General features: G+C 36.8%; 27 protein-coding genes and 1 tRNA gene. 13 read left to right on the forward strand and 15 right to left on the reverse strand.

The window, feature by feature from the left end; genetic code table 11:
• Window positions 1-59: 59 nt before the first annotated feature.
• From Q0N70_RS05880 to Q0N70_RS05905, 6 genes are all read left to right on the forward strand, one after another.
• Entirely contained in the window at window positions 60-632 is a 573-nt protein-coding gene (locus tag Q0N70_RS05880; RefSeq protein ID WP_273352582.1) for a chromate transporter, read from the forward strand.
• On the forward strand, window positions 629-1192 hold the full coding sequence (locus Q0N70_RS05885; RefSeq protein ID WP_273352585.1) for a chromate transporter: 564 nt from the start codon (window positions 629-631) through the stop codon (window positions 1190-1192). Before Q0N70_RS05880 ends, Q0N70_RS05885 begins: the two co-directional genes overlap by 4 nt.
• Window positions 1193-2527, forward strand: a complete 1335-nt coding sequence (locus Q0N70_RS05890) for an ASKHA domain-containing protein (protein ID WP_294014865.1) — start codon at window positions 1193-1195, stop codon at window positions 2525-2527.
• 77 nt (window positions 2528-2604) lie between these two features.
• Window positions 2605-3684, forward strand: a complete 1080-nt coding sequence (prfA, locus tag Q0N70_RS05895) for a peptide chain release factor 1 (RefSeq protein WP_294014935.1) — start codon at window positions 2605-2607, stop codon at window positions 3682-3684.
• 11 nt (window positions 3685-3695) lie between these two features.
• Window positions 3696-4628, forward strand: coding sequence for a peptide chain release factor N(5)-glutamine methyltransferase (prmC, locus tag Q0N70_RS05900; protein WP_294014869.1), 933 nt, complete (start codon window positions 3696-3698; stop codon window positions 4626-4628).
• Window positions 4606-5895 carry an O-methyltransferase gene (locus Q0N70_RS05905; RefSeq protein WP_294014872.1) on the forward strand — a complete coding sequence of 430 codons (1290 nt, stop codon included), beginning with the start codon at window positions 4606-4608 and terminating at the stop codon, window positions 5893-5895. The genes prmC and Q0N70_RS05905 overlap by 23 nt, the downstream gene beginning before the upstream one ends.
• Here Q0N70_RS05905 and Q0N70_RS05910 read toward each other — a convergent pair.
• Window positions 5892-7037, reverse strand: a complete 1146-nt coding sequence (locus Q0N70_RS05910; RefSeq protein ID WP_294014874.1) for an iron-containing alcohol dehydrogenase — start codon at window positions 7035-7037, stop codon at window positions 5892-5894. The two genes, Q0N70_RS05905 and Q0N70_RS05910, sit on opposite strands and share 4 nt — an antisense overlap.
• 146 nt (window positions 7038-7183) lie before the next feature.
• Between Q0N70_RS05910 and Q0N70_RS05915 the strand changes: the two genes are divergently transcribed.
• The 5 genes from Q0N70_RS05915 to Q0N70_RS05935 are packed head-to-tail and all read left to right on the forward strand — an operon-like array spanning window position 7184 to window position 13025.
• Window positions 7184-8116 carry a metal ABC transporter substrate-binding protein gene (locus tag Q0N70_RS05915; RefSeq protein ID WP_294014877.1) on the forward strand — a complete coding sequence of 311 codons (933 nt, stop codon included), beginning with the start codon at window positions 7184-7186 and terminating at the stop codon, window positions 8114-8116.
• On the forward strand, window positions 8116-8949 hold the full coding sequence (locus tag Q0N70_RS05920; RefSeq protein ID WP_294014880.1) for a metal ABC transporter ATP-binding protein: 834 nt from the start codon (window positions 8116-8118) through the stop codon (window positions 8947-8949). The genes Q0N70_RS05915 and Q0N70_RS05920 overlap by 1 nt, the downstream gene beginning before the upstream one ends.
• Before the next feature lie 5 nt (window positions 8950-8954).
• Window positions 8955-9800 (forward strand): metal ABC transporter permease, encoded by an 846-nt coding sequence (locus Q0N70_RS05925; protein ID WP_294014883.1) that lies wholly within the window; start codon window positions 8955-8957, stop codon window positions 9798-9800.
• Window position 9801: 1 nt separating this feature from the next.
• Entirely contained in the window at window positions 9802-10449 is a 648-nt protein-coding gene (locus Q0N70_RS05930; RefSeq protein ID WP_294014886.1) for an HAD family hydrolase, read from the forward strand.
• Entirely contained in the window at window positions 10446-13025 is a 2580-nt protein-coding gene (locus Q0N70_RS05935; RefSeq protein WP_294014889.1) for a Smr/MutS family protein, read from the forward strand. Before Q0N70_RS05930 ends, Q0N70_RS05935 begins: the two co-directional genes overlap by 4 nt.
• Here the strand turns inward: Q0N70_RS05935 and Q0N70_RS05940 are convergent.
• On the reverse strand, window positions 13022-13492 hold the full coding sequence (locus tag Q0N70_RS05940) for an ArgR family transcriptional regulator (protein WP_294014892.1): 471 nt from the start codon (window positions 13490-13492) through the stop codon (window positions 13022-13024). The two genes, Q0N70_RS05935 and Q0N70_RS05940, sit on opposite strands and share 4 nt — an antisense overlap.
• A gap of 60 nt (window positions 13493-13552) precedes the next feature.
• Window positions 13553-15958 carry a hypothetical protein gene (locus Q0N70_RS05945; protein ID WP_294014895.1) on the reverse strand — a complete coding sequence of 802 codons (2406 nt, stop codon included), beginning with the start codon at window positions 15956-15958 and terminating at the stop codon, window positions 13553-13555.
• Between the two features lie 130 nt (window positions 15959-16088).
• On the opposite strand from Q0N70_RS05945, the gene Q0N70_RS05950 reads away from it, so the two are divergent.
• The gene (locus tag Q0N70_RS05950) at window positions 16089-17669 is read left to right on the forward strand and encodes a glucose-6-phosphate isomerase (protein WP_294014937.1); all 1581 of its coding nucleotides are present in this window, start codon (window positions 16089-16091) and stop codon (window positions 17667-17669) included.
• Between the two features lie 67 nt (window positions 17670-17736).
• Here Q0N70_RS05950 and Q0N70_RS05955 read toward each other — a convergent pair whose 3' ends face one another.
• From Q0N70_RS05955 to rpsP, 12 genes are all read right to left on the reverse strand, one after another.
• Complete coding sequence (locus Q0N70_RS05955; protein WP_294014898.1) at window positions 17737-18630, reverse strand: TatD family hydrolase; 894 nt, start codon at window positions 18628-18630, stop codon at window positions 17737-17739.
• Between the two features lie 52 nt (window positions 18631-18682).
• Window positions 18683-18770: transfer RNA gene (locus Q0N70_RS05960), tRNA-Leu, on the reverse strand.
• A gap of 75 nt (window positions 18771-18845) precedes the next feature.
• Window positions 18846-19334, reverse strand: a complete 489-nt coding sequence (locus Q0N70_RS05965; RefSeq protein ID WP_294014900.1) for a hypothetical protein — start codon at window positions 19332-19334, stop codon at window positions 18846-18848.
• Window positions 19335-19353: 19 nt separating this feature from the next.
• A complete protein-coding gene (locus Q0N70_RS05970) occupies window positions 19354-19518 on the reverse strand; it encodes a hypothetical protein (RefSeq protein ID WP_013701199.1) in 165 nt (54 codons plus the stop codon).
• A 3-nt stretch (window positions 19519-19521) separates the two neighbouring features.
• Entirely contained in the window at window positions 19522-19884 is a 363-nt protein-coding gene (locus Q0N70_RS05975) for a YraN family protein (RefSeq protein WP_294014902.1), read from the reverse strand.
• The gene (locus tag Q0N70_RS05980; RefSeq protein WP_294014904.1) at window positions 19881-20144 is read right to left on the reverse strand and encodes an EscU/YscU/HrcU family type III secretion system export apparatus switch protein; all 264 of its coding nucleotides are present in this window, start codon (window positions 20142-20144) and stop codon (window positions 19881-19883) included. The genes Q0N70_RS05975 and Q0N70_RS05980 overlap by 4 nt, the downstream gene beginning before the upstream one ends.
• The gene (locus tag Q0N70_RS05985; RefSeq protein WP_294014907.1) at window positions 20141-21175 is read right to left on the reverse strand and encodes a hypothetical protein; all 1035 of its coding nucleotides are present in this window, start codon (window positions 21173-21175) and stop codon (window positions 20141-20143) included. Before Q0N70_RS05985 ends, Q0N70_RS05980 begins: the two co-directional genes overlap by 4 nt.
• Before the next feature lie 95 nt (window positions 21176-21270).
• Entirely contained in the window at window positions 21271-21744 is a 474-nt protein-coding gene (gene rplS, locus Q0N70_RS05990) for a 50S ribosomal protein L19 (RefSeq protein WP_294014909.1), read from the reverse strand.
• A gap of 9 nt (window positions 21745-21753) precedes the next feature.
• Window positions 21754-22566, reverse strand: a complete 813-nt coding sequence (trmD, locus tag Q0N70_RS05995) for a tRNA (guanosine(37)-N1)-methyltransferase TrmD (RefSeq protein ID WP_294014911.1) — start codon at window positions 22564-22566, stop codon at window positions 21754-21756.
• Window positions 22567-22571: 5 nt separating this feature from the next.
• A complete protein-coding gene (gene rimM / locus Q0N70_RS06000; RefSeq protein ID WP_294014914.1) occupies window positions 22572-23177 on the reverse strand; it encodes a ribosome maturation factor RimM in 606 nt (201 codons plus the stop codon).
• Entirely contained in the window at window positions 23177-23410 is a 234-nt protein-coding gene (locus Q0N70_RS06005; protein WP_013701206.1) for a KH domain-containing protein, read from the reverse strand. The genes rimM and Q0N70_RS06005 overlap by 1 nt, the downstream gene beginning before the upstream one ends.
• 17 nt (window positions 23411-23427) lie before the next feature.
• On the reverse strand, window positions 23428-23694 hold the full coding sequence (gene rpsP / locus Q0N70_RS06010) for a 30S ribosomal protein S16 (RefSeq protein ID WP_013701207.1): 267 nt from the start codon (window positions 23692-23694) through the stop codon (window positions 23428-23430).
• A 245-nt stretch (window positions 23695-23939) separates the two neighbouring features.
• On the opposite strand from rpsP, the gene Q0N70_RS06015 reads away from it, so the two are divergent.
• Window positions 23940-25124, forward strand: a complete 1185-nt coding sequence (locus Q0N70_RS06015) for a galactokinase (protein WP_013701208.1) — start codon at window positions 23940-23942, stop codon at window positions 25122-25124.
• The last annotated feature ends 131 nt before the right edge of the window (window positions 25125-25255 follow it).

Raw genomic sequence — 25255 nt, forward strand, 5'->3', positions numbered from 1 at the left:
AGCAAAAGGGCAGCTTTTTTCTTGTCAGTTCATGTTTATTTTTATATTATAAAAACATTATGGCTTTGTTCAAAGAACTTGTAGATTTGTTTATTACTTTCTTTAAAATCGGAATTGTAACTTTTGGCGGCGGACTTACAATGCTTCCTCTTTTGGAACGTGTACTGATTAACGAAAAAAACTGGGTTTCCATGGATGAAATTCTTGATTACTATTCAATTGCACAGACAACTCCGGGAATCATTGCGGTAAATGTGGCGACTTTTGTTGGACATAAGCGTGCTGGAACTATCGGCGGAATTTTCGCGACGCTTGGAATGGTAACGCCTTCAGTAATCATAATAACTATAATCGCAAAATTCATTTCGAACTTTGAGCAAATCAGCTGGGTTCAAAAAGCAATGAAGGGAATCAATGCTGCGGTTGCGGCTCTGCTTACTTACGCTGTTTTTAATCTCTGCAAAAAAAATTTAAAAAGTCTTTGGAGCGTTTTGCTGTTTTTTGCTTCGTTTGTTTCAATTTATTTTTTTCATGCGCATACAGTTTTAGTTATTTTGAGCGCGGCTTTTATTGGCGCTGTTGCTTTTGCAGTTTCAAAGAAATTTAATTCAGGTGAAGGAATCCAAAAATGACTCTTTTGCAATTGTTTTTTGTTTTCATGTATATTGGATTTTTTGCGATTGGCGGCGGACTTGTTGCGGCGTCTTTTATGCAAAATGTTCTTGTAAATCAGTACGGACTTATTTCTGCGGAAAAATTTTATAGCATGCTTGCAATCAGCGAAAGCACGCCTGGTCCGATTGGAATAAACATTGCGACTTATATTGGAACAGAACTTTATGGAATTTCTGGCGGAATCATTGCAACGATTGGTGAAGTTCTTCCATCGATTGTTACAATTATTTTGATTGCTAAATTTTTTTCAAAGTTTCAGGAAAAGCCTTTGGTGAAATCAGTATTTAAAACTTTGCGGCCAGTTACAAGCGGACTTGTTTTGTGCGTTCTTGTTCAGGTTTTTACGTTGGCGATTTTAAACTTAGGCTCTCAAAATTCTGAATCTAGATTTCTGCAGATTTTCAATTTGCCGGCTCTTGTTATTTTTGCAGTTTCATTGATTGTGCTATTTAAAACAAAAGTTCATCCTGTTGTAGTTGTTGCTTTTGGCGCAGTTTTTGGAGTTTTGTTTTTTTAAGTGATTTGCTCAGTTTGCCGGCACTGCGGTTTATGTGAAGGCTCGGAATCAAAGAAAAATATTTCTGTCCTTGCTGATTTTTCTGGTCTTGAAAATTTAAAAGGTGATAATTCTCTTCCGCTGAATTTTGTTGGAATTGCTTTTGACATTGGAACGACTTCTATAGCTGCAAATCTTTTTACTTTAAAAGATGGAATTCTTGTTTCTTCTGCTGGAGAAGAAAATTGCCAGGTTGAATTTGGAAGCGATGTTGTTTCAAGAATTTCATTTTCAAGTTCGCCTTCTGGTTTGGAAAAACTTCATAAATCAATTTTATCTCAAATAGAAAAAATTTCAAAAAAACTGATTCTTTCATCTCAAAATTTTTTTGTTGAAAATCGACGTGGACGGGCAGTGCTAAAGCGCATTGTAATTTCCGGGAACACCGCAATGGAATCTTTTGTTCTTGGAATTTCCGCGGCTTCACTTGCTCAGTTTCCTTTTTCACTTCCAAGTAAATTTGGATTTTCAGTTCAGGCAAATGAGCTTTGGAATTTTGAAACCATTCCACTTGACTGCGATTTTTATTTTGCACCTGCCGTTGAATCTTTTGTTGGCGGCGACACGGTTTGCGCAATGATTGCCTGCGGATTTTTGGAAAAAGATAAAAATAAATTTCTTGCTGATATTGGAACAAACTGCGAGCTTTGCGTTTATTCTGCGGATTCAAATAAAATTTTTTGCGCTTCAACTTCTGCAGGACCGGCATTTGAAGGCTATGGAATTGAATGCGGAATTCCTGCGCAAGAAGGTGCGATTGCAAAAATTGAAATTCTCGAAAACAAAAAAATAAAATCCTATATTCTTGGAAATGGAAAAGCAATTGGAATTTGCGGAACTGGAATTTTAAGCGCAGTTTCAGAATTTGTAAAAAGCGGAATAATAGATTCTTTTGGTTCGTTTGTTTCAGAAAGAGAAAAGATAATTCTTAAGGACGAAATTTATATTTGCCAAAAAGATATAAGAAATTTTCAGCTTGCAAAATCAGCTGTTTTGACTGGACTTGAAATCCTTTCTGAAAAATCAGGATGCAAATCTGGAACTCTTTATTTGGCTGGAGGCTTCGGTTCGCTTCTTGATATAAAGGATGCCTGCGCTGTAAAAATGATTCCAAGTTTTCTTTCTGAAAAAACTTTTGCCGCTGGAAATGCTTCTCTTTGCGGAGCTTCAATTTTGCTTTTAAATTTAGATTTAAGAAAATCCGCTTGCGAGCTTGCAGAAAATTCAGTTCATGTAGATCTTGCGCAGGATAAATCATTTGAAGGCCTTTACATAAAAAATTTGAATTTTAAATAAACATTTTTGCTGCATTTCAAATTTTACAGTTCATTGCTTTTTTCACGGAAACTCGATATATTTTATAGACTATGGATTTGATAAAAAAACTTGAAGATCTTTCTGCCCGTTACAATGTAGTTTCAGAACTTGTTGGAGATGCCTCTTTAATTAAGGATCAGAAAAAATACAAAGAAACAATGCGCGAGCATCAGCAGCTTACAGAACTTATGTCGCTTTATGATGAATATAAAAAAATTTTAAAAGGAATTGAAGATGCGACTGTCCTCATAACAGAAGAGGAAGACCGCGACATGAAGGAGCTTGCAAGAGAAGAACTGAAAGAGCTTGAAGAAAAAAAGCCTAAAATGGAAGAAGAAATAAAACTTAAGCTGATTCCGCCAGATCCTCTTGATGAAAAAAATATTATTCTTGAAATTAGAAGTGCTGCTGGTGGAGATGAAGCTAGCTTGTTTGTCCGTGATTTGTGGGAAATGTATATGCACCTTGCAGAACGCAAAGGCTGGAAAACGGAAACGATGGAAGCTCAGGAAACTGCAGTTGGCGGATTCAATAAAATTGTAACATCAATTGCTGGAAAATTTGTTTATGGAACTTTAAGGTGGGAAAGCGGAGTTCATCGTGTTCAGCGTGTTCCTGCAACAGAAAGCCAGGGACGTCTTCAGACTTCAACAGTAACTGTCGCCGTTTTGCCGGAAGCGGAAGAAACTGAAATTCAAATTCGGCCAGAAGATGTCCGTGTTGACGTTATGCGTGCGGGCGGTCCGGGCGGTCAGTGTGTTAATACAACAGATTCCGCAGTCCGCTTGACTCATATTCCTACTGGAATTGTTGTTATTCAGCAGGACGAAAAAAGCCAGCATAAAAACAAAGACAAGGCGTTTAGAGTTTTGCGTGCACGTCTTTTCGATCTTGAAGAAAGCAAGCGTCAGTCAGAACGTGCAGATGCAAGAAAAAGCATGGTTGGAAGCGGTGCCCGCAGTGAAAAAATCCGCACTTATAATTTTCCTCAAGATAGAGTTACAGATCACCGCATAAATTTGAGCTTGCACAATTTGCCTTCATTTTTGATGGGCAACATGGATGAAATGCTTGATGCGCTGAATGTCTATGCAAAAGAGGAGCAGTTAAAAGACAGTTCTGATCTTGTAAGTTGAAATTTAAAGACATGACAATAAGCCAAGCCAGAAAGTTTGCATTATCAGAATTAAAATCCAGTCCAAGTCCTGCCCTTGATGCTGATGTTATTTTAAAATGGATTTTGAAATGTGATCAGACTTTTATTCTTTTTCATTCTGAAACAGAACTCTCTGAACCGCAAAAAGAATTTTTTTGTTCTTCAATTGAAAAAAGAAAAACTGGCTTGCCTGTCGCATATATTACAGGAATAAAAGAATTTTTTGGATATGATTTTGAAGTTGACCAAAATGTTCTTATTCCAAAACCTGATACAGAACTGCTTGTTGAAAATGCCGTTAACTTTATTGAAGAAAAATTTCATGCATCTTCAGATTGCAAAATTCCTTCTGTCTGCGATATGTGCTCTGGAAGCGGCTGTGTTGGAATCAGCATTTTAAAGTTTATCGAGGAAAAAAAAATAATTCCCAAGCCGTTGCTTCCCAAACTTGTTTTTGCGGATATAAGCAAAAATACTCTTGATATTGCAAAAAAAAATTCTTTGCGTTTGCTTAGCAAATTCGCTTTTGAAAAAACTGTCTTTGTTCAAAGCAATCTTTTTGAAAATTTGGGGCATAGCAGAAAAGGTCTTTTTGATGTCATTGTTTCTAATCCGCCATACATTCCGTATTCGCAAACTGTTGAGCTCTTAAAAGATGGAAGAGGAGAGCCTTCACTTGCTTTGTGCGGCGACATTGATTTAAATGGAAATCTTACAAATCTTGACGATGGTCTTGAAATTATACGGAACTTGATTTTTCAGTCAGTTGATTTTTTGATTCCGGGCGGAATTTTGATTTTGGAAACTGGCGAATACAATGCTTTGCAAACTAAAAAAATAATGGAAGATTCGGGATTCAGGGATGTAAAAATTTATAAAGACTTGGAAGGGCAGTTTAGAAATGTCAGCGGAATTCTTGCTTGAAATAAAATCTCTTGCGCATAAAAATAACGTTCCCATTATGCAGGATGCAACGTCTGAATTTATTTGCAGTTTTATAAAAAGTCATAATGTCAAATCAGTTTTGGAAATTGGAACGGCTGTTGGATATTCTGCTATTCAGTTTGCGCTTGTTGATGAAAACATAAAAGTTACAACAATTGAAATCGACATAGACCGGACTATTCAGGCAATCCAAAATGTGGAAAAATGCGGTTTAAAAAACAGAATAAAAATTATAAACAACGATGCTCTTTCTTGCGATATAAATGAAAAATTTGACTTGATTTTTATTGATGCGGCAAAAGCTCAGTATGAAAAATTTTTTGAAAAGTTCAAGGCAAATTTAAATCCAGACGGTGCAATCATAAGCGACAATTTGCTGTTTCATGGAATTGTTGAAAATCAGAATCTTGCAAAAAGCTATAGCACAAAAAAACTTGTTAGAAAAATAAAACGCTATGTGAATTTTTTAAAAGAAAATATAGAATTTTCAACTGAATTTTATAAAACCGGAGACGGAATTTCTGTCAGCAAATTTAAAACTGATTATTTAAATTTTATTTCAGAAGAAAATTTTATTGAAGAAAAAAAATATTTTAAGATTTTTAAAATTGACCAGAAGCGGATTTTAAAGCTTTTCAATGAAAATGTTTTTAAAGAATTTGCATTGATGGATTTTAGAAATTCCCAATTTGCATACAATCAAAATATTTCAAAATTTATGCCTTGTGATTTTTTGAAAATAAGCGGATGCTTTGGAATTGTTTTTCAAAATTACAGTGCAAAATTTCCATCACAAATTTTGCATGAAGCTGATAAAAATATTTTTTCTGACAAATTTGTTTTGCTTCATAAAAAACTTTTGAGTTTAAATGCGGAAAGCCTTGCAAGTTATAAAGAACTGCTTCTTTTTATTTTGGGCGGAAATTCAAAAGAGAATTCTTCTGTTATAAGAAAATTAAAAAAACTTCCAGATGGAAACTTTTTTTGCCACGGAAATTTCTGTCCGGAAAATATTTTCATTGATGAAAATAAAAATTTGTTTGCCTCGAATTTTCTTTTTTCTTGCAAAGGACCCAAAGAATTTGACATTGCCAGAACTTTTTATATTTTATCAAAGTCTGAGCCTGAAAATTTAATTTTAAAACCAGAAGATTATTTAGCAACAATGAAAACTGACAAAAATGATTTGCTGCCATTTATTGAAGTTATCAATGACTGCAAAAATTCTTTTTCTGCTATTTTCTAGGAAATCAGTTTTAAAACATCCGCAATTTTCTTTTTTGTTACAGTTTTTGGATTCAGTTCTGTATATTTGTTTTTTAAAATATTTTCTTGAATAAACGAAACGTCTTCCTTTGAAATTTTTACTTCTTCAATTTTTTTTGCAACAGAAAGTTCTTTGAAAAATTTTTCAACAGAAGTTATCGCGGTTTTTCTAAATGATTCTGGATAAGCCGAAGATGAAACTTTTGCTCCCATATTTACTGCGATGTCTTTGTATTTTTGTCCTGTTGAAGCTGCGTTGAATTCCATTGTTTCCTTGAATATTGGAACTATGGCTTTTGAAAAAGAAATGCCTAATGCCGCTTCTATAGAAAGTGAAGCTGCTGTTGCAAATGCCGCGCCTCCGTTTGCAAAAGCTATGCCAGTGTAGTACTGCGCATAAAGCATATTTTCTATTGCCTTTGAATTTCCCTTTGAAGCCAAAATTGCATTTTCCGAAATCAACTTTATTGCTTTTAATGCAAAAAAGTCGGTTAGTTCCCATGAAGATTTGCAGATAAGCGATTCAATGGAAGAAATCAAAAGTGAAGCTGCCGAAATTGAAAAATCATTTTTGTCCGCAATGGAAGCAAGTTCCGTGTCAAAAAAAACTGCTTTTGGAATTGCATTTACGTCTGAACATTCGATTTTTTTCCGCTGTGATTCATCTTCTAAAATAAAAACGTGGCTAGAGTCCCATGCGTTTCCGATTGAAGTAAAAAACATATAAAGCGGAATTGCTTTGTTTTTTGATTTTGCTTTTCCTTCCAGTTTTCTTGGATCTGAAATTTCAGGATTTGAAAGAAGAAGCGATACTGCTTTTGAAATATCTGAAACTGATTTTGAGCCCACTGAAATTACTGCGTCTGCCCTGAGCGTTTTTGCTGCGTTCAATGCGGCTCTGGTGTCGGAAAGAGAGGCCGCCTGGCTTACTCTGTCAAAAATGCTGTATACGATTCTATTTTTTGCAAGCATTGAGGAAATTTTTTTTAATGCACTTTGAAATTCTGGGTTTGCTATGATAAAAATTCTTTGAAAACCGCTGTTTTTTATTTCTTCATTGAAATTTTTTAAAGTGCCTGCTCCGAAAAACGAAATTCCTGTTGTGACAATTTGATTCGACATTTTTTTCCTCAAAGATTCAATTTTATTATGAACTGAAATTATATATACGTCAACTAAAATTTAAGCTATTCTGAAAAACAAATTGTTATTTATAGATATTTTTTGTCTTATTGTAAATAATGCTTAGTTCAGATAGAATATACTTTATGGAAGAAAAGAAATCTCTTAAAATAACCTTAATTTTTACAATATGTTTTTTTGTGTTTATTGTTTCCTTTTTTTCAGTTTGGAAAATTTCTTTGTCGGAAAAACAGGTTTCTGCTTCGGCTGATTCTGAAAAAATAAAAATAACGGCATCTTTTTATCCGATTTATATAATGCTTTTGAATTTGACGGACGGAATTAACAATGTTGAAGTTTCGCTTTTAGCTCCTGCTGAAACTGGCTGCTTGCATGATTATCAGCTTACAACTGGCGACATGAAGCTTATTGAAAAATGCGACATTCTTGTTGTGAACGGAAGCGGAATGGAAGATTTTTTTGACAAGGCTTTTTCCATGAAAAAAAATTCGCTTATTGTCGCTTCTGATGGTTTTGAGCTTTTGGACGGAAATCCTCATGTCTGGGTGAGCGTTTCAGGCGCGATTTACGAAGTGCAAAAAATAACAGAAGGACTTTGTGCGCTTGATTCAAAAAATTCAGAAAGCTACAAAAAAAATTCTTTGGCGTATATAGAAAAATTAAATGCTCTTGAACAAAAAATGAAAAGCTCTCTGGCTTCTTTTGCCGGAAAAAAAATTATAACTTTCCATGAAGCGTTTCCTTATTTTGCAAAAGAATTCGGTTTTGAAATTTCAGCAGTTATTGAGCAAGAGCCGGGAACTGTTCCGAGCGCAAAGGAACTGGCAAAAATAATTGAAAGAATAAAATCTGTTGCAAGCCTAGGCGAGGATGTCGCTCTTTTTGCAGAGCCTCAGTATTCTTCCAGCGCAGCTAAAATCATTGGAAAGGAAACCGGGCTTTCAGTTTATGAGCTTGATCCATGTGTGAATGGCCAGCTGGAAAAAAACGCATATATTGAAGGCATGGAAAAAAATCTTTCAGTTTTGATGAATGCTTTTTCAGAGGAAAAAAAATAATGCCTTGCCTTGTTGGAAAATCTCATGTCTGCTGCACACGGATAGAAAACTTAAGTGTAAAAGCTGGCGGTGAATATATTTTAAAAGATATAAATCTTCATTTGCATTGCGGCGAGCTTACTGCGATTGTTGGAAGAAACGGCGCGGGAAAAACAACTTTTATGAAGGCGCTGCTTAATACAATTCCTCATTCAGGAAATATAATTTTTGAAGGCGAAAGGTGCGCTGGAAATTGCGGAAAGGATCACACAACTGACCATGACCGTTTTTGCACTTGCCGAAAAAGAATTCCTTACACTACGACTAAACCTGTGTTTGGCTATGTTCCTCAGACTCTTTCTGTTGAGCCGGGAAGCCCGGTTTGTGTTGAAGATTTAGTTTTGGCTTGCACTTCTAAAAGACCTGTCTGGATGAAGCATAGACAAAAAGATATTGAAGCCGCTTCTGAAATTCTTTTATGCACAAATTCCCATCAGCTTTTAAAACGTAGAGTTTGTGATTTGTCTGGCGGAGAACTTCAGCGTGTCATGCTTGCGCTTGCGATAAATCCTGTGCCGGATATTTTGCTTTTAGATGAGCCTGTAAGCGGAGTTGACAGAGTGGGGCTGAAATCTTTTTATGAGCTTGTTTCTTCGATACGCCGTGATTTTGACATAACGATTCTTTTGATAAGCCATGATTTGGATTTGGTTGCGCGCCATGCTGACAGAGTTGTTTTTATAAATAATGCCAGCGCAGTTGTTGGAACTGTAAAAGACGTTTACCATCAAAAAGATTTTATGGAAGTTTTCGGGCACATTATGCTTCCTGATGAATATGAAAAATCGGAGTGAAATTTATGCAGCTGATTTATTCTTTTTTGGATTTTGTTTTTCCTTTTGAATGGCTGTCTCCTGCGTTTATGAAAAATGCTCTGCTTGCCATTGTTATTGCAGGTCCGCTTTTTGGCGCATTGGGAACTTATGTTGTTTCAAATAGAATGAGTTTTTTTAGCGATGCGATTGGACATTCCGCTTTGACTGGAATTGCGATTGGCGTGATTTTGGGAATTCGTGATGTTACAATTTCCATGGTTTTATTTTCTATGTTGCTCGGATTTTCTATAATCATGGTGAAGTCAAAAGGAAAATCTTCCAGCGACACGATTATTGGAGTTTTTTCTTCAACGTCAGTTGCGCTTGGAATTGTGCTTTTGTCTGCCGGCGGAAATTTTTCAAAGTATCAAAAATATCTTGTTGGCGACATTCTTAGCATTCAGCCAAACGAAATTCTTTTTTTATTTTTTTGCGCAATTGCACTTCTTGCAGTTTGGATTTTTTTCTACAACAAAATGCTGATTGTTTCCCTTCATTCTTCATTTGCAAAAAGCCGCGGAATAAAAACAATTTTTATAGAACAAATTTTTGCTTTGCTTACAGCTGTGATTGTTTCTGTGTGCATACGATGGACCGGACTTCTCGTGATTAACAGTATGCTTGTGCTTCCGGCTGCTTCGGCTAGATTTGTTAGCAGAACTTCAAGACGCTATCTGATTGTCTCTGAATTGATTTCTCTTGCTGGCGGAATTGCAGGACTTTGCTTTTCGTATTATACTGGCTCGGCTAGCGGAGCTTCAATTGTTTTAGTCAACGCCGCATTTTTTTTAGTTTGCTTTATAATTTCATTTTTGAAGAAGAATAGTTAAAATGACAAAAGCTGTAATTTTTGATTTGGACGGAACTCTCCTTAATACTCTTGATGATTTGGCTGACAGCTGCAATGAAACTTTGCGCCAGTTGAATTTTCCATTGCGCTCGATAGATGAAGTCCGGCAGTTTGTAGGAAACGGAATCGCAAAACTTATGGAACTTGCAATTCCTTGTGGAAAAGAAAATCCTGAATATGAAAAATCAGTTTTGCTAATGAAAGAAAACTACGCAAAAAACTGGCAGAACAAAACCCGCCCTTATGATGGAATTTTGGATTTGATTTCAACTTTGCATAACTTGAAAATAAAAACAGGAATTGTTTCAAATAAGCCGGACGCTCAAGTAAAAGAACTTGCGGAATACTATTTTTCTTCCATAATAAAGCGTGAAACTGCGGTCGGAGATATTGAAGGCAGAAATAGAAAACCTGCTCCCGATTCTGTTTTGGAAGTTATGAGAATTCTTGAAGTTGGCAAAGATGAAACTGTTTACGTAGGCGATTCTGATGTTGATATAAAGACTGCAAAAAATACAGGGATTCCTTGCATAAGTGTAACTTGGGGATTTAGAGACAGAAATTTTCTCTTGAATTCCGGAGCGCAAAAACTTGCTGATAAACCTGAAGAAATCTTAAAATATTTATGAGTTGCGAAAAAGATATTTTTTTGAAAGGGCAGGTTGCCCGTGATTTTGATTTTTATAGAATAAGAGAAAAAGTTGCGTCTCTTGCGGCAAGTGAAGAAGGCAAATTTTTTTTGCTTTCAAGGGAAAGTTCTTCTGATATTGATAAAGTTTCAAAACTGAAATCTTTGGGACGTGAATGGAATAATTATTTAAATTCACGATTTCCTTCCGCATTAAAATCTTGGCCGCCTGTAAAAGAAATTTTTTCAATATTAAAAGTTGAAGGCGCATCTCTTTCACATGAGCAAATTTTTGCGCTTGGACTTTTTTGCACTTACACGGATGAAACTTGTAACTGCATAAAAACTGCTGCGCTTGAACTTGAAATTCCAGAACTTTTAAAAATTACGCAGTCAATGCCTTCCTTGGAAAATGCTAGAAATAAAATTTTTTCTGTTATCGATATTTCAACTGGCGAAGTAAAAGATTTGCCGGCCATCAGGGAAATCAGAAAAAAAATTGCATCGCTCCACAAGGAAATTGGATATGCATTAAAAAAATATACTTCTGATTCAACTTTGAATTCAGCATTGCAAAATAATGTTCCGGCGTTAAAAGCTGACCGTGAGCTTCTTGCTGTCCGTTCAGATCACAGAGGTTCTATAAAAGGAATTGTGCATGAAGTGAGCGCTTCCGGGCAAACTCTTTATATCGAGCCTGAAGAAATTGTGCGGGCAAACAATCAGCTTGTTCAGGAAGAATTTAATTTGCAATCTGAGCTTAATAAAATTTTTAAAGAGCTTTCAGACAGTTTAAGAGAATATTGTTCTGATTTTGTTTTAAGCCATGATTCAATGCTGCTGCTTGATTCAACTTGTGCCGCTGCAAAATATCAATCTGAAATCCATGGAGTTTTTGCAGAAAACTGTGATACTGAAAAACTGCCTCCGCTGATTTTAAATGCCCGTCATCCGCTTCTGGCAGAAAAAGCTGTTCCTGTAACAATTAATTTTATGTTTGGAAAAAATGTTATGATTATTACAGGTCCTAACACAGGCGGAAAGACTGTAACATTAAAAACAGTCGCGCTTTTTTCATTGATGAATCAGGCTGGTTTTCCTATTCCTGCTGATGAAGACACACGACTTCCTTTTTTCAATTCTATTTTTGCAGATATTGGAGATGAGCAATCAATAGATGAATCTTTGAGTACTTTTTCTAGCCGCATGAAAAATATTGCGCTTGCTCTGGAGAACGCCGATGAAAAAAGTCTCGTGCTGTTAGATGAGCTTGGTACAGGAACTGATCCACTTGAAGGCGGAGCGATTGCGATGGCGGTTCTTGATTCTTTGCTTGAAAAGAATTCTTTTGTTCTTGTTACAACGCATCACGGAGTTTTAAAAAATTACGGATACACAAATTCAAAGTGCGTTAATGCTTCTGTTGAATTTAATGCTGAATCTTTGCGCCCGACTTATAAGCTTCTTGTTGGAATGTCTGGGGAAAGCCATGCGATTGATATAGCTTTAAATTCTGGCTTGCCGAAAAAAATTGTTGAGCAGGCAAAAAGCTACATTTCAAATCAGCAGGCAGATGTAAGTTCATTGATAAAAGGTTTGACTGAAAAGCACATTGAACTTGAAGAGCTTATAAAAAGTCAAAAAGAAAAACAGGAAGAACTTTCTTTAAAAGAACTGAAAATCCATTCACGTGAAATAAAGATGCTCCAAAAAGAAATTGAGCTTAATCAGCTTGAACATTCTCAAAGTTCTGCATTCTTGCAGGAAATGAGAAGCAAGCTTGAAAATTTAGTACGAGTTCTAAGAGAAGGTGAAATTACCCGTGAAAAAACTTTGAGTGTTAGAAAATTTATTTCTGATGCGACTAAAGAAATTGATGAGCAAGAAAAAAATATAGAAGATAAAAAACTTCTTTTGGAAAAAGAGAATTCTGAACTTCAAAATGAAGAAAATAAAATTCTGCAGAATGGAATTAAGCTTTCATCTTTAAAAGAAAAAAAATCATTCTCTTCTAAAAATAAAAAAACAAAAAGCAGGCTTTCAAATTCTGAAGCATTTAAAAATGCGTCTGTTTTAAAAGTTGAAAATTCCAATGTAAAAAAAATCAAAAAACAAGAGCCGTTAAAAGAAGGCACAGAAGTTCTTGTAGGAAATGAAAAACGAAAAGGTGTGCTTGTCAGAAAAGTTAAAAATGAAATTTGGCAAATTCAGTTTGGTTCTATGAAAATGAATTTTCCGCAGAGCCAGATTATTCCTTTGGAAAATAAAATTGTTGATAGAAGTGTTTCTGTTGTGATTGAACGAGATTCCGAAAATGAAAAAAATAACGAGTCTCCAAAATTTGAGCTTAGGCTTCTAGGAATGAGAGCTGAAGATGCCATAAAATCTCTTGAGCATCAGCTTGACTTATGTGTGATTAATAACTTTAAAAAATTTTCTGTTATACATGGAAAAGGAAATGGAATATTGCAACAGGCTGTAAGTGATTATCTAAATCATTGCTCTTCTGTAAAAGAATTTTATTTTGCAAGACCGGAAGAGGGCGGCACTGGAAAAACTTATGTGGAGCTTTTTTAAATTTCAAGTTCTGGAATTTTTTCCTTCAGTTTTTCAAGAAAATTTTTTGCTTGTACACCTTCTCTAAGACAAGCAAAGATGCAGTTTTCTCCTGCTATTGTTCCGATTATTTCATTGAGATTCATTGCATCAAGCGCGTTTGCAACACTGTCTCCGTGTCCGCCAAAAGTTTTTATTACAACTATGTTTCCACTTGTTTCAATGCTTACATATCCGCGCAAAAAATCTCGTATATAAATTTGCTCGCTTTCTTTTTCAATCTCATCTTCCGGAATTGTATAGACATATCCGTTATGCCCGTCGCTTATTTTTCCAACTTTCATGAGCTTTAAATCTCTGGAAAGTGTTGCCTGCGTAACTTCAAATCCTTCATTCTGTAAATGATTTAAAAGCTCATCTTGACTTTCTATTCTGTTGTTTTTTATTAATTTTCGAATTGTCTTTAGTCTCAAAAGTCTGTCTTTCAAAATGCACCTCGGAATATGCATAAGTATGAATAAATATACATTTTGTGTCAAGGTATTTTTTTATAATGTTCCTTCAAATAAAATTTTTTTTCCGGCGAGAATTTTGAGAGTTTTTCCATTCCATTCAATTGTTCCTTTTTTATCAGAAATTTTTTTGAATGCCTTGTTTTCTTTTAAATCAGCTTCTGAAATTTCTGCGGAAATAAATTCTGCATTGAGCACTAATGGAGAATTTGAAAATTTTTTTTCATTAACTAAGAATTCTAAAATTTTTTTTGCGCTGTCTTTTAAAACTATAGTTACAATTGTTCCGTTTTGGGTTTTCAAATAATACGCAGGCAAATATGAAACATCGTTGAATTGCTCAATCATAATATTGTTTTCTGTGATTTTCTTTTCCATTTTTTTAGGAAGCGAAACTTCGTCGAAGTATTCTGCAAAGGAATTTTTTAAATTCGAATTTAAGATGCTGAATATTTCATTGCTATCAAAATCTTGAATTAGTTTTTCGTAGTTTTCAATCCTAAGATCAATTAGCTCAATGACTCTTCTATAAACAAAATTTCTATATTGAACAAGTTCTTCAAATGAAGAAAAATTTGTCGCAAGCAAATCTGCTCCGTAAGTTGAAAGCTGCTTTATTTTGGGAAAATTTATTTTATTCAAAAAAGTTATTGTTGTTATAAAATCCAGCGCAGAATATCCCCATCTAGTGTGCCGTGCAGTTTTTTTCAGTTCTTCAAATTGCTCTAAATCAGAGTTTAAAAGCTCTCTGTATTTTATGTTTTCATTTATTTTGCTTTGGATAAGACTTCTTTCTTGTATTGAATAAGTTCGTCCTTGTTCAAGCAGCAGGTTTTCGTTTTTGAAATCTTTTAAAAGCGGCAATGCGAATTCTGAAATTTTTGGAATTTCTTCAATTCCTTCCCGGTTCATTATAAAAAAGTATTTTGCAGACTTTGATGAAAATGGCTTTTTTAACAGCTTAGGTCTTTTCGTATTTATGCCGATTTCAAAATATTCTTTTGTGCCTTCGCCTGTAAATGCAAAAAGATTGTGGTTTTTATTTTTAAAAATTTCATCTATTATTTTTTTGAATTCCCCGGAATAGTTTTCAAGTTCAGATTCGTCAAATTCTGCGGTTATAAAATAATTTCTTGGAGTTCCATCGAATCCTGGATTTTTTCTTTTTGGATAAGTCCATTTTTCTAAAGGAAAAAGCGTGCATGAAAATGTCTGTTCGCCATCGCTGATTTCAAAAATGCATTTGTCTTCGCTCATCAATGAAATGCCTTTTAAACTGCATTTGAAATTTTCTTTTGTTGAATCATTTATTATGAGATTTCCTGTGTATGAAAATTCAGCTTCTTCTCCAAGTTCACTTTTTGATGAATCCAGAAAATCGCTTTCTTCTAAAAAAATTTCTTTTTCAACAAATTTCCATTCAGAGGCGAAAATATTTTTTTCATAAAAACCTGTGTTGCCGTTTTTGTCTGTTCCTGCGACTCTTAAAATTCTAGCTCCGTTTCCTTGGCCGTTTTGCGCAATGCTTATTATTTTTGAAATTCTGCTTTTTCCTTCAGTTTGAATTTTTGGCTGTTCAAACCAGTCTTCCGCTGGCAATGCCCATGGTGAATAGTTTGAAAAATAATTCTTTCCCTTTTTCTTTTGCTCAAGTTTATCGTAAGTATACTGAAACCACATTGGATCGCAGCCCATTGTGTCAAAGTCTACAAGCCTTGTATACATTGTTCCTTTCGCGCCGATTAAAAAAATTGTGTCTGCGGAAGCACTTAAACTTTCTGAAATAAATCTGCCATTTTGAGGAACTTGAAGTTGCCGGCTAAAATCAGCAGGAAGACCGCTGTCTGTGAATCTTATGTGCAGTCCGTCTTCTGTCAAAAAGTAAATTGTTTCAAGTCCCATTGTTCCGTAGTGATGTTCGTTTCCGTAAATATCTGTGTGGTACAAAACGTCTTTTCTGCGGCAGCCCATTGACCATGCCCGTTTGTTTTTTGTGAATTCATCTTGCTTTAAAAATCCGTTTTCTCCTTTTGGAAATCCAAATGCTCTTTTCCATTTAAAAGGCGATTCCGGTGCGCTTCTGTCTAAAAAAACTGTATAAAGAATTCCGTTGTTGTCAAAAACATAAAGGCTGTCTCCATCTGCGGAAATTTCTGTAACTCGCTCTGGAACTGGAAATTCGTCAAGGTCTGTTGTGTCCATTTTAGAATAGGGCAGCCCGGTTTTTAGAAAAAGTTTCCATTTCTTTTCGCTTGGTTTCTTTGCATAAATTCTTCCATCTATAATTGTAAAATCAAAATACTTGCAATAGGATTGTGTCATTGTTCTTAAAAAAATTTCATCAGGAAGAAATCCGCTTGCGTCTTGTGAATTTATTTTTAAAGCTGAAACAAAAAAAATTGCTGTGAGCAAAAATACTTTTTTTATATTGCAGAAATTCATTTTTAACTAATTCTCCAGAACTGACAATTGTTTATTGTGAATTAAGATTTTGCCATTCTAGCATATAATTTTTTTTTTTGGTATACTTGGATTCAAACCATTTTTTTAAGAGGCTATCATCATGTCAAATATTGCATGGAATAACTTAGACACATTGGAAAGCTTTAAAAAACTTCAGGCTTTAAAAGGCTGTGTTTCAGTTGCAAAAGAGCTTTCAGGGGCAGAAGCTGCAAAGCGTGTCGCTGAATATTCAATTCAGATGGCAGACGGACTTGTTTACAATTATGCGGCAAAGCAAGTTAACTCCAAGATAATTTCAATTTTTGAAGAGCTTGTAAAAGAAAGCCAGCTTTTGGAAAAATTTGAAGCTTTGTACAACGGAGATGTAATCAACACTGGCGAAAAACGAATGGTTCTTCATCAGCTTCTTCGCGGACAGCTCGGAAAAGATGTTGTTGCAGACGGCGTTAATAAGCGTGATTTTTATATAAACGAGCAGAAAAAAATTGCTGCCTTTGCTGAAAAAGTTCATTCTGGAAAAATTGTAAACGAGAAGGGCGAAAAATTTACTTCTGTTTGTCAGATTGGTATTGGCGGTTCGGACTTGGGACCTCGCGCAATTTACCTTGCTCTTGAAAACTGGGCAAAGCAGACTGGAAATTTCAAAATGGATGCGCACTTCATTTCGAATGTTGACCCTGATGACGCGGCGTCTGTTCTTCAGTCTATAGATCTTTCAAAGACAATTTTTATTCTCGTTTCAAAAAGCGGAACTACACTTGAAACTTTGACAAATGAATCTTTCGTAAAGGATTTCTTGAAAAATGCCGGCCTAGATCCAAGCAAGCACATGATTGCTGTAACAAGCGAAACTTCTCCGCTTGCAAAAAGCCCGGATTATCTTGAAGCATTTTTTATGGACGATTATATCGGCGGACGCTATTCTTCTTCTTCTGGAGTCGGCGGAGCAATTTTGAGCCTTGCGTTTGGTTCTGAAGTTTTTGATGATTTCTTAAAAGGTGCAGCAGAAGAAGATAAGCTTGCAACTGAAAAAGATGTAAGAAAAAATGCTGCATTGATGGACGCATTGATTGGAGTTTATGAGCGCAATGTTCAGGAATATCCTTCAACAGCTGTTCTTCCATATTCTCAGGCGCTTTCAAGATTTCCTGCTCACCTTCAGCAGCTCGACATGGAATCTAACGGAAAAAGCGTAAACCGTTTTGGCGAAAAAATAAACTATGTAACAGGTCCTGTAATTTTCGGTGAGCCTGGTACAAACGGTCAGCATTCTTTTTATCAGCTGCTTCATCAGGGAACAAATATAATTCCGCTTCAGTTTATCGCATTTAAAGAAAATCAAACTGGAAAAGATGTTGTCATTCAAGATTCCACAAGCCAGACAAAACTTTGCGCAAATGTTGTAGCTCAGATTGTTGCTTTTGCCTGCGGAAAAAATGACGAGAATCCAAACAAATTCTTTGCCGGAGAACGTCCTTCTAGCTTGATTTACGGAAAGCAGGTTAGCCCGAAAACTCTTGGCGCGCTTTTGGCTCATTATGAAAACAAAGTTATGTTCCAGGGATTCCTTTGGAATGTAAACAGTTTTGACCAGGAAGGTGTTCAGCTCGGAAAAACTCTTGCAAAATCAGTTCTTTCAGGAAAAATGGAAGGCGCATTGAAAGCTTATGCAGAGCTTCTCATAAAGTAAGAGACAGTTTTCAAAACTTATCTGATTAAAATGCCGGAAAATTTCATTGCGATTCTTCCGGCGTTTTTTATTTTTTCAGTTTGAAAAGCTCGCTGCAGTTGTCGTCTACAATTTTATTCAGCTTGTCTACGCTTAATCCTATTTTTTCAGAAATAAATTCGTAAGTGTATTTTATTAAAAGCGGATTATTTTCGCTTCCGCGCATCGGAACTGGCGCAAGATATGGAGAGTCTGTTTCAAGAAGAATTCTGTCTTTTGGAACATATTGCAAAAGTTCTATAAGCTCGTCCATTTTTGCTTTTTTTGTATATGTGGTTGCGCCTCCAAATGCAAGATACCAGCCCAAGTCAAGAAATGTTTTTGCCTCGCTAAGTCCGTAAGAAAAACAGTGGATAATTCCTCTGTTGTAATTTGCCGTGCGGAGCACATCGACCGTGTCTTCAAATCCGTCCCGTGAATGCACAATAAACGGAAGATCCAGTTCCTTTGCAAGTTCCAACTGCATTTCAAAAAGCTCTTTTTCGCCAAAGAACATTTCCTTGTCAAAGTCCGATTCGTTGCGTCCGTCTGGTCCGCTTGGATTCCAATGATGGTCAATTCCGCCTTCGCCAATCGCCGCAAGATGAGATGAAAAGCAACTTGAACTTTCCTTGAATTCTTCAATGCTGTCCCTAAGCTCTTCCAGGCACGATTCTCTTTCCTTTATTGAATCTGGATCAGGCCAAATTCCTGAGCTAAAGAAAATCGATTTTTTCAGTTTGCTTTGCAGATTCACATCCGGAATTTCTTCCAGGCAGTTTTCAAGAATTTGCGCGCGCTCAGCCAAGTCCGAGCATTTTGTGCCAATGTCAAGCCCGAAATAAATTCTGTTTTTTGCCATCTGCTCAAGAATTTCAGTTCCGAATTCTTGTGAGTTATTTTCAACCAGATAATGAAAGTGAAAATGCGTGTCTGAAAACATTTCTAAACCTCGAAAAAAAAAGCAGCCTGAAGTTTTCAAGCTGCCTGCTGTTTGCCGGGAACCAGAATCGAACTGGCACGGCAGGTTAAATTGCCGAGGGATTTTAAGTCCCTTGTGTCTACCTATTCCACCATCCCGGCGACGCAAAATATTATATAGAATTCTAAAAGTTCTTTCAACCGCAAAAACAGTTTCTGGCTGAATATATTCAAAAATTATTTGATTTTGCTGTAAAGGTCAGCCATCTCGCTGCGCCATTCAGGTTTCTTGTCTTTTTCTTCCCAGTCGATTATTTTTTTTATTGAAAAATGCTTTGTGTCGCTTGGACTTGCAAAATGAACAATTCCGAATCTGCCTTGCCCGATGTACGTGAGCTTGTCGCCAGTTTCAATTTTTTCATTTTTTGAAATAAGCTCAATTGCGCAGTCAAAGTGAATTAAAGAATCCGCGCCTTTGCTGTTTATTGCGGTCGAAATATCCCGGATAATTTGTCCGCAGACTGAGCATACTGGCTGATTTGCCGATTTGAATTTTTTTATGGCTTCTTCATCATGCTGAATTTGTTCCGGCGACACAGATTTTATTGTAGGACGAAATACTGGCTTCGGAGGCTGAAAATTTTTCCGCTCGTCAAAATCCCTTCTATTGTTACTATTGTTTTTCCAGTTTCCAATGTGTTTTCTTGAATGTCTGTCTCTTCGCATGGCATGAATTATAGTTCAATTACAATTTTTTTTCTATATGAAATTCTACAATATGGCGGCTCATTATAAGCGCGATTCTGTCTACGGCTGAATTTATATAGTTTTCATCCTGAATTTTTTTCTGTAGCTCCCTTATGCGGGGAGAAAGTGCTGAATTTGGCGTTGCATTGTTTACAGCCTGCATTATTTACTCCGAAAAAGCGTTTTCAATATGATAAACCGGATCCAGCCCCGGAACATCAATTGCTATTACATCATAGCGTATGAATCTGTTATTATATTGTCGATGTTTTTTCAGGTAACATTTAGAAGTTTTAATAATCTTTTTTCGTTTTATTGAATTGAGCTCATGCGCAAGAATTTCAGCATTTCCAAGCGGAAGGCTTTTTACTTCCACAAAAACTAAAAAATTCTGTTTTTCCGCTATTATGTCGATTTCTCCTTCCCGAATTCTGAAATTTCTGTCAAGAATTGAATATCCGTTTTGGATTAAAAAATCCCTGGCTTTTTCTTCGCCTGTTATTCCTTTTGTCCGCGTGGATTCTTTCACTGGGCTTTTTCCATATTTTTTATAAAAGCGAAAATTTCTGCAATCGCTTCCCATGTGCTTTCTGGAATGCATTCGCCAATCTGCCGCATTGAAAGAACATTTGCCGCAATGTCGTTTTCTATAACTGGAATATTGTTTTCATGCGCAATTTCGACCATCTTTTTTGCGAGAATTCCGCTTTCTTTGGCTGAAATAAAAGGCGCGTCTGCGTTTTCAGGATATTTTAAGGATACTGCGAAAAAATTTCTTATCTGTTTCATACAGCAGAATCCTTGAATGGCAGGAAAAGTTCTGAATCAGTGCAAAGACTGTCAGAAAAAGCCAAGGCGGAATAGGTTACTGTCACAGAATCGCCGTTCATGCCGGAACAAAGCAATTCTCCAAGCCGCTCTTCCTCAGAATGAATGTTAGAGGTCAAAAGCGACGGTAATGTACAGAACCGCACTTCCGTAACCTTGCTCTTATTTAAATATAACACAAAAAAAAATTTTTTCCACTCAAATTCGCAATTTATTTGTATTTTTTCTGTTATTTTTTTGTTAAAATCAATTAAAATTCTTATTAGGCCTTTTGCTTCGTCTTTTTCAAGCTGCCACAAAAAGGGGAGGACTATCCAGTGCTTTCCCGTGCCGTCTCTTGATTTTAAATGGTTTGCGAGCGTAAGAATTCCGCCTTTGTTTTCTGGAATTTCCTGGTAGATTTTCTTTAAGAAGTTTTCGTCGCTTTTTGCACTGTTTTTTTCGCTGTTGCCGGAATTTTTCCAATTGCTGGGTTCTGTTAAAATCAAAAACTTTTCTATTAATTTTTCTTCCGGCTCGATTCCTTTTTCCATTAGCATTGCAGAAATTTCCGCCGCTTGTTTTTCTTTTCCCGGAAATAGAGATGAAACTGATTTTGCTTTTCTGATTATTGCTTTGTCAAGTTTTACGCCGCTTTGAATCATCTGCTGGACAATTTTTAACACAACCGAATCCGCTTCAATTCCTGCTGAATTTAAAAATTCTAATAGTGTGCGTGGGAAAAAATCCGCATTTTTTTGCTCTGAAACTGTCTTTAGAATGATTTTTGAATCTGCGCCTATTTCGAGTGTGGCTTTGAATGAGCTTCCTTCATAAAGAGGAATTTTGCTTTTTACATTGATTTTTGCGCCTTGCAGAAAAACTGTGTAGTTTCCGTTTCCAAGATTTTTTATAACTTTTACAGAAACTTCGTCTCCGGCGGCAAATTTTTTCTGCGGAATGTTCTGACTTTGAATGTAGGCATTTTTTATGCTTTCGATTGCTGAGGACATTTCATTAATTTTATAAATATTGACAAAAAAAGGGAAGACACAAAATGTATCTTCCCTTGAATTAAGCTGTAAGAATGTAAAATTCCTTAAAAATCTTATTTCTTTGCTTTTGCTGCTGCAGATGCTGCGGCTTCTTCTGCCTTGTGCTCTGCGTTGATTGCAGCTTCTTTTTTGTCTTCTGCTGCGTTTGCTGCCTTAGCTGCTGCAAGTTTTGCGTTTGCCTTTGGTCCGAGAAGCTCCTTGATTTTTGCAGCTTTTCCAACCTTGTCGCGAACGTAGTAAATCTTTGAGCGGCGAACTTTTCCAAGGCGAACAATTTCAACCTTGATAATGCGCGGGCTGTTTACAGGGAATACACGCTCAACTCCAACGCCATAGCTAGTCTTGCGAACTGTGAATGTCTTTGAAATTCCTGAGTTCTTGAAGCAAATAACAAGACCTTCATAAATCTGAATACGTTTTGTTTTTCCTTCGATGATTTCAAAGTGAACTTTTACAGTGTCTCCTACGCTGAAATATTCTGCGTTAGGTTTCTTCTGCTGTTCTTCAATAGTCTTTATAAGATCCATTTTTATCTCCTATTTGCCGCTGTCTTTTGTTCTTGACTGAACATAACGCAGCTTGCTTTTTTGCTTGCGGTCGTTCTTGTATGTTACAAAGTCCGTAAGCGTCCCGATCATTTTTTCTGCTTCTTCTGTAAGAGTACCGTCAGTTCTTGCCTTTTGAATCAGATCTGGTCTGTTCCGCAAGGTTTTCTGAAGGCTCTTAAAAAGCCGCCACTTTCGGATTTCTTCATGGTTTCCGCTGCTTAAAACAGACGGCACTTCCATGCCTTTGTATACATTCGGCCTTGTATACTGGGGATATTCCAAAAGGCTGCCTGAAAAACTTTCTTCATCCAAAGATTCGCTGGTTATTACGCCGTCAACAAGCCTGTAAACCGTGTCTACAATAACTGTAGCGGCAACTTCTCCGCTGGACATTACGTAATCTCCTATGGAGATTTCCTCGTCAACGTAGCAGTCAATAATCCGCTGGTCGATACCTTCATATCGTCCACAAATCAGGACAATTTCATCTTTCCGGCTGAGTTCCTGGGCTTTTTTCTGTGTAAAAGGCTTTCCGCTTGGCGTAACATAAATAACATGCTTCGTCTTTTTGTATGCTTCTACACTGTCCAATGCCAGTCCTAGAGGTTCCGGAAGCAAAAGCTGTCCAGCGCCTCCGCCGTAGGGAGCGTCATCACAAGTGTGGTGTCTATCAAAGGCAAAATCCCTGATATTGACCAAATCGTAGGCAATAATTCCTTTCTCTACCGCTTTCGCCATGATCGAGCTTGTAAAAAAAGCGCGCGGAATTTCAGGAAATAAGGTCAGCACAGTAAATTTCATAGGAATTACTCCAGAATCCAGAGGTGCATGAGCTGCATAGTTTTATTTTCAATATCGACTTTGCCAATAAACTGGTCTTTGAATGGAACAAAAACTGTTCTTGCTCTGCCATTTTTATTCAGCTTAACCGAATCGTCCAAAAAACTGCAAGCCTCGGACAGCAAAATCTCAACGAGATAACCTGATCCGCCTTCCATTACGTTTGTGACTGTTCCAACAACTGAATTTTCGTCAATTGCCGGTGCGGTATTATCCGCCGTTTCCTTTTTATACCATACCGAGCATCCTTTTAAATCCTCGATATACCACTCATTTTTCTGCAGTTTATGAGCATTTTTGCGTGGAACTACGATTTTCCACCTGTTGTATCTTGCAGCTTCTTCAGGTGAATTTATTCCAGCTAGTTTCATGTACAGAGTGGACGCCGCTTCCTTTGTTGATTCAACTTTGAAAGTTTTTTCAGCTGTTCCGTCTGTCAAAGCCACTTCTTCCATACTTGCAAAATGCCCGTACTCGCCGGAAGTGCTTTCTACTTTGAATTCGCCCGTTATTCCATGGGAACCGCGGACAATGCCAACTACAAACCGCTCTGTCATCGCATTCGATGCCATCAGTCCAGAATTTCCAGGCTGTAATGCTTTCCGTCTTTATTTGACGTTGCGCTTAAAACAGTACGCAGAGCTTTTGCAATACGACCGTATTTGCCAATAACCTTGCCAATATCACCTTGTGCAACGCTTAACTGAAGAACAGGTCCGCGCTCGCCTTCGGTTTCCGTTACAGAGACTGCATTTGGATCATCGACCAATGACTTTGCAATAAATTCAATCAGGTCTTTTTCCATGTTGTGCTCCCTGTAATTTATTTGGTGATTTTTGTTCCGTCAGCAGCCAATCCGCCCTGTCTGAAAATCTTTTTTACGATTTCTGTAGGCTGAGCTCCAACGCTGATCCAGTATTTGGCGCGTTCTTCATTGAAAGAAGTCTGGCTTCCTTCTGCAGCAATTGGATGGTACTGTCCGATTTCTTCGATTGTTGCGCCATCACGTGGTTTTGCTGCGTCAAGGACGACAATGCGGTAGTCTGGGCGTTTTTTTGTGCCCATCTTCTTTAGTCTGATTTTGACCAATTTTTTCCTCCGATATGAGTTTTCCACACTAAACAGTGTGAACTAACATTTTAGTGAAAAGATTCAGTAAATTCAAGAGTTAAAAGCATTTATGGCGCAGTTTCATTGTAAAAAAAATACTTCTGTTCATTTTGCGCAACTGATTGCTCTTTGCTTTTTCCTTTAACTTGCTAACTGAAAAATTCTTTGTTATCATAAAGTCATCTTTAAGAACTCACTTTAATTTTTGAATTGCGAGGTTTCAAATGGCTGAATTGTATAATCCAAATTCGCTTCCTGCTGATTTTGTAAAGTTTTACGGCGGAACAGAAGATTCTGTAAAGATTTTTTCTTCACCAGCAAGAATTAACATTATAGGCGAGCATATTGACTACAACGGCGGAAAAGTTTTCCCTGCTGCTATAAACCGCTATCTTTATGTTGCCATCAGAAAACGCAATGACACAAAAGTTGTCTACAACGACCTTAAATTTCCTGGAAAATATGAATTTGACATAAATGACGATTTTAAATATGCCAAGGAAAACGGATATGCAAACTATCTAAACGGAATTCTTTCCCAGATGAAGGAAAAAGGCTTTAAATTTGACTGCGGATTTGAAATTCTCATGGTAAGCAATGTTCCTGCGGCCGGCGGAATTTCATCTTCTTCTGCCCTTGAATGCGGTTTTGCCTATGCTGTAAGCGAAACTTTTGGCTTTGGAATTGACCGTGTTGAAATTGCTAAGCTTGGCCAGATGAGCGAGCATAATTTTATGAACGTAAACTGCGGAATTATGGATCAGTTTATAATTTCCACAGGAAAAAAGAATACAGCAATTGTCCTTGACTGCAACACGCTTGAATATGAATATGTTCCGCTTGAGCTTGGAGACTACAGATTTGTTGTCATGAACACAAACAAGCAGCGCCGTCTTGCAGACAGCAAGTACAACGAGCGCAGAAGCCAGTGCGAGGAGGCCTTGAAGATTCTTCAGGACGGAGGCGTGAAAATTTCCGCGTTGTGCGAGCTTTCTCCAGAGCAGTTGGAAAATTTAAAAGCTTTGATAAAAGATGAACTTCTTGTCCGCCGCGCAAAGCATTGTGTCTATGAAAATCAGCGTGTAAAAGACGCCGTTAGCGCATTAAAAGCCGGAAATCTTGAAAAACTCGGCAAACTCCTGAACGAAAGCCACGAGTCCCTCAAAAATGACTATGAAGTTACAGGAATTGAGCTTGATACTCTTGCGGAAACTGCCCAGAAACAGGACGGATGCATCGGAGCAAGAATGACTGGAGCTGGATTTGGCGGCTGCGGAATTGCGCTTGTTCATAAAGACAAAGTTGAGCAGTTTGTTGAAAATGTCCAGACTGAATACAAGAAAGTTGTAGGATACGAAGCTTCATTCTTTGACTGCGAAAGCGGCGATGGAGTTTCTCACTTCAACTAAAATAGTTAGTCTGAAAGTTGAGTTTTATTAAAAACCATTGTTTAACTTGACTGTCATTCCCGTGCAGTGCGCCGCAAGGCGGACGTTGACACGGGAATCTTTAGTTCTATGGGATTGTCGGGTCAAGCCAG

Origin of the sequence: uncultured Treponema sp., assembly GCF_945873775.1 — a bacterium.
GTDB lineage: Bacteria > Spirochaetota > Spirochaetia > Treponematales > Treponemataceae > Treponema_D.

Coding starts and splice junctions, on each gene's coding strand:
- Q0N70_RS05880 (WP_273352582.1), top strand. CDS start 60: ATGGCTTTGTTCAAAGAACTTGTAGATTTGTTTATTACTTTCTTTAAA.
- Q0N70_RS05885 (WP_273352585.1), top strand. CDS start 629: ATGACTCTTTTGCAATTGTTTTTTGTTTTCATGTATATTGGATTTTTT.
- prmC (WP_294014869.1), top strand. CDS start 3,696: ATGACAATAAGCCAAGCCAGAAAGTTTGCATTATCAGAATTAAAATCC.
- Q0N70_RS05905 (WP_294014872.1), top strand. CDS start 4,606: ATGTCAGCGGAATTCTTGCTTGAAATAAAATCTCTTGCGCATAAAAAT.
- Q0N70_RS05910 (WP_294014874.1), bottom strand. CDS start 7,037: ATGTCGAATCAAATTGTCACAACAGGAATTTCGTTTTTCGGAGCAGGC.
- Q0N70_RS05915 (WP_294014877.1), top strand. CDS start 7,184: ATGGAAGAAAAGAAATCTCTTAAAATAACCTTAATTTTTACAATATGT.
- Q0N70_RS05920 (WP_294014880.1), top strand. CDS start 8,116: ATGCCTTGCCTTGTTGGAAAATCTCATGTCTGCTGCACACGGATAGAA.
- Q0N70_RS05925 (WP_294014883.1), top strand. CDS start 8,955: ATGCAGCTGATTTATTCTTTTTTGGATTTTGTTTTTCCTTTTGAATGG.
- Q0N70_RS05930 (WP_294014886.1), top strand. CDS start 9,802: ATGACAAAAGCTGTAATTTTTGATTTGGACGGAACTCTCCTTAATACT.
- Q0N70_RS05935 (WP_294014889.1), top strand. CDS start 10,446: ATGAGTTGCGAAAAAGATATTTTTTTGAAAGGGCAGGTTGCCCGTGAT.
- Q0N70_RS05945 (WP_294014895.1), bottom strand. CDS start 15,958: ATGAATTTCTGCAATATAAAAAAAGTATTTTTGCTCACAGCAATTTTT.
- Q0N70_RS05955 (WP_294014898.1), bottom strand. CDS start 18,630: ATGTTTTCAGACACGCATTTTCACTTTCATTATCTGGTTGAAAATAAC.
- Q0N70_RS05965 (WP_294014900.1), bottom strand. CDS start 19,334: ATGCGAAGAGACAGACATTCAAGAAAACACATTGGAAACTGGAAAAAC.
- Q0N70_RS05970 (WP_013701199.1), bottom strand. CDS start 19,518: ATGCAGGCTGTAAACAATGCAACGCCAAATTCAGCACTTTCTCCCCGC.
- Q0N70_RS05980 (WP_294014904.1), bottom strand. CDS start 20,144: ATGAAACAGATAAGAAATTTTTTCGCAGTATCCTTAAAATATCCTGAA.
- Q0N70_RS05985 (WP_294014907.1), bottom strand. CDS start 21,175: ATGTCCTCAGCAATCGAAAGCATAAAAAATGCCTACATTCAAAGTCAG.
- rplS (WP_294014909.1), bottom strand. CDS start 21,744: ATGGATCTTATAAAGACTATTGAAGAACAGCAGAAGAAACCTAACGCA.
- trmD (WP_294014911.1), bottom strand. CDS start 22,566: ATGAAATTTACTGTGCTGACCTTATTTCCTGAAATTCCGCGCGCTTTT.
- rimM (WP_294014914.1), bottom strand. CDS start 23,177: ATGGCATCGAATGCGATGACAGAGCGGTTTGTAGTTGGCATTGTCCGC.
- Q0N70_RS06005 (WP_013701206.1), bottom strand. CDS start 23,410: ATGGAAAAAGACCTGATTGAATTTATTGCAAAGTCATTGGTCGATGAT.
- Q0N70_RS06015 (WP_013701208.1), top strand. CDS start 23,940: ATGGCTGAATTGTATAATCCAAATTCGCTTCCTGCTGATTTTGTAAAG.